This window comes from Protofrankia sp. CiP3 (assembly GCF_917627345.1).
Lineage (GTDB): Bacteria > Actinomycetota > Actinomycetes > Frankiales > Frankiaceae > Protofrankia.
On the sequence record NZ_CAKJTM010000134.1, the window covers coordinates 7,487 to 10,969 of the forward strand.

Annotated in this window: 2 protein-coding genes; both read left to right on the forward strand. The window is 67.0% G+C overall.

Annotated elements, in window-relative coordinates; translation table 11 throughout:
* Positions 1-142 precede the first annotated feature (142 nt).
* Positions 143-1,345, forward strand: coding sequence for an argininosuccinate synthase (locus MJ797_RS24075; protein WP_239341547.1), 1,203 nt, complete (start codon positions 143-145; stop codon positions 1,343-1,345).
* The gene (gene argH, locus MJ797_RS24080) at positions 1,342-2,796 is read left to right on the forward strand and encodes an argininosuccinate lyase (RefSeq protein ID WP_239341549.1); all 1,455 of its coding nucleotides are present in this window, start codon (positions 1,342-1,344) and stop codon (positions 2,794-2,796) included. The genes MJ797_RS24075 and argH overlap by 4 nt, the downstream gene beginning before the upstream one ends.
* Positions 2,797-3,483: the final 687 nt, after the last annotated feature.

The following is a 3,483-nucleotide window of genomic DNA, read 5'->3' on the forward strand; positions in this document are numbered from 1 at the left end:
GTGCCCCAGCCCCGCGACGCCGCGTCCCTATTGCCGGGCGCTCTTAGTGTGATGATCTAAAAATATCTGGCTGAGTGCGGCGTGGCATTGGTTTTTCTGGCGCGGCAGGCAGCCCCGATGATTGTGGAAAGGTTGATCCGTAGTGACCGACCGCGTCGTACTCGCGTATTCGGGCGGCTTGGACACGTCCGTGGCCATCGGTTGGATCGGTGCCGAAACCGGCGCCGAAGTGGTCGCGCTGGCCGTTGACGTCGGCCAGGGCGGTGAGGATCTTGAGCTGATCCGGCAACGGGCACTGGCCTGCGGGGCGGTGGAATCCGTCGTGGTCGATGCCCGCGCGGAGTTCGCCCAGTCGTTCGTGGCCCCGGCCATCCGGGCCAACGCTCTCTACATGGACCGCTATCCGTTGATCTCGGCCTTGTCGCGGCCTGTCATTGTCCGTCACCTCGTCGAGGCAGCCCGCACCTTCAGCGCTGGAGCCATCGCGCATGGCTGCACCGGCAAGGGCAACGACCAGGTGCGTTTCGAGGTGGGCGTGATGGCTCTTGCCCCGGGCCTGTCGGTGTTGGCGCCGGTGCGGGATTCGGGGATGACACGGGACAAGGCGATCGCGTTCGCGGACGAGCGCAACCTGCCGATCGATGTGACCGCGCGTTCGCCCTACTCGATCGACCAGAACCTGTGGGGCCGTACGGCCGAGTGCGGCGTGCTCGAGAACCCGTGGGCGCAGCCCCCGGAGGATGTCTTCGTCTACACCGCTGACCCGACCGCAGCGGGGGAGCCGGACGAGGTGACCATCGGTTTTGTCGACGGGCTGCCGCTCTCTCTGGACGGCCGGGCCCTTCCGCTCGTGGACCTGATCGCCGAGCTGAACCGCCGCGCCGGTGCACAGGGCGTCGGGCGCATTGACATGATCGAGGACAGGCTGGTAGGGATCAAGAGCCGGGAGATCTACGAATGCCCGGCGGCGATCACCCTGCTGACCGCGCATCGTGACCTGGAGGACCTCACCCTCGAGCGCGAGGCCGCCCGGTTCAAGCGGGGGGTGGACCAACGCTGGGGCGAGCTTGTCTACGACGGCCTGTGGTACTCGCCATTGCGAGCGGCGCTGGACGCGTTCATCGATTCCACGAGCGCCCGGGTCACCGGCGATGTCCGGATCCGGCTCGCCGGTGGTGTGGCCCAGGTAGTCGGACGGCGTGGCGAGGCGAGTCTCTACGACCACGCTCTCGCGACCTACGACGCGGGCGACCAGTTCGATCAGCGTGACGCACGGGGTTTCATCGACCTGTGGGGCCTGCCGACCACGGTGTGGTCAGCTCGTGAACAGCGGCTGTCCCGGTGAGCACATCGGCCTGCGAACCACCGGGCTCAGGGCCATCGGCGTCCGCGCCGCCGACCCGGCTGTGGGGTGGTCGTTTCGCTGGCGGTCCGGCGCAGGCGCTGGCGCGCCTGTCGGTCAGTGTCCAGTTCGACTGGCGGCTCGCCCCGTACGACCTGCGGGCCTCGGGCGCGCACGCCCGCGTGCTGCACCGCGCCGGCCTGCTCGACGACGGTGAGCTCACCGCCGTCCTCGCGGCTCTGGACGATCTGTCCGAAGCCGTGCGAACCGGTCGTTTCCGACCGACGGTTGACGATGAGGACGTGCACACGGCCCTGGAACGGGGTCTGCTCGAGCGCCTCGGCACCCTTGGGGGCAAGCTGCGGGCGGGGCGAAGCCGTAACGATCAGGTCGCCACCGATCTTCGGATGTATCTGCGGGAGCACGCCCGGCAGGTGGCAGGGTGTCTCGTCGACCTGCAACTGGCTCTCGTCGACCAGGCCGCGGCACAGGTGGACACGCCGGCTCCCGGGATGACCCACCTCCAGCATGCCCAACCGATCTCGTTCGCCCATCAGCTGCTCGCTCACGTCCACGCGTTCGCGCGTGATGTGGACCGGTTACGGGACTGGGACCGGCGTGCTGCCGTGTGCAGTCTGGGCGCGGGCGCGTTGGCCGGTTCCTCGCTCCCGCTCGACCCGCACGGCGTCGCGCTGGAGCTCGGCTTCGACTCGGCCTTCGCGAACTCGATCGACGCGGTCTCCGACCGTGATTTCGCCGCGGAGTTCCTGTTCGCGGCCGCGCTGATCGGTGTGCACCTGTCCCGGCTCGGCGAGGAGATCGTTCTGTGGACGAGCCGGGAGTTCGGTTGGGTCGAGCTGGACGACGCGTTCGCCACCGGTAGTTCGATCATGCCGCAGAAGAAGAACCCGGATGTCGCCGAGCTCGCGCGGGGCAAGTCCGGCCGGCTGATCGGCGCGCTCACCGGACTGCTCGTCGTGCTCAAGGGCCTGCCGTTGGCGTATGACCGTGACCTGCAGGAGGACAAGGAGCCGGTGTTCGACGCGGTCGACACCCTGCTGCTGGTACTGCCGGCGACCACGGGCACGGTGGGGACCATGCGGATACACCAGGAGCGTCTCGCCGCGGCCGCTCCCGAGGGGTTTGCGCTGGCCACGGATGTGGCCGAGTACCTCGTCCGGCGTGGAGTGCCGTTTCGGGAGGCGCACGAGGCGGTCGGGCAGCTGGTGGCCTGGTGCTCCGCGCGTGAGGTGGAACTCGACGAGGTCGGTGACGACGACCTGGCGGCCATCAACCCACGCCTGGCTCCGGGCGTGCGCACGGTGCTCTCCGTCCAAGGTGCGCTGGAGGCCCGTTCGGCTCCGGGCGGGACAGCTCCGGCCCGGGTACGCGAACAGCTCGCGGCAATCACCGAACGGCTCGTGCGTGACCGTGAGTGGGCAAAGAGCTTCTGACGGCCTTCAGGCGGTATTGGATGACCGCTGGATGAACGTCTGGCGACTACGTGTCTGGCAGGCCGCTCCTGACGGGGTCGCGGTGACCCCGTCAGGAGCTGGGCCCGCGGCGCGACAGGAACGCCGACCGGCTACCGGCTGACCAACTGAGCGGCCGGCCGGCTGATCGAGAGCGGGGCCGGCGCGGCGGCAACAGCCCCCGATGGTCCCATAGCAGACAGGTTGGTCAAGACGACATTCAGGCGATGTGATGTAGGTAACAGATCGAGAAGCCGTTGACATTTGACGTTCCCGCTCTGCACCCGTAATGTTCTCCTTGCCGGCGGACAGCCGGGAGACACCGAAGCCGAGAAGCGCCGGTGGCCCCAACCCCGGCTCGACACTCTCTGTGAGTGATCGAAGGTAGCTGTCGAGGCTTCCGCCGGATGATCCGGAATGGTTTGACTCGATTGAATTCCAACAGTAGCTTAGAAAAACGCTCCGGATGGGAATTGAAAGATTCCCCATGGTGTGCGCTTGCTCCTTGAGAACTCAACAGCGTGCCGAAAGTCAGTGCCATAACCCCGTCCATGTCGGGTTGCTGCCAGGCTAATCTGGTCTGGTCTCGCCCGGTATGACGGAAATGAAATTCCTTTGGCACGACAGACGATCTTACGGATCTTTGTCGATGTCAGGGTCATCCCAGCC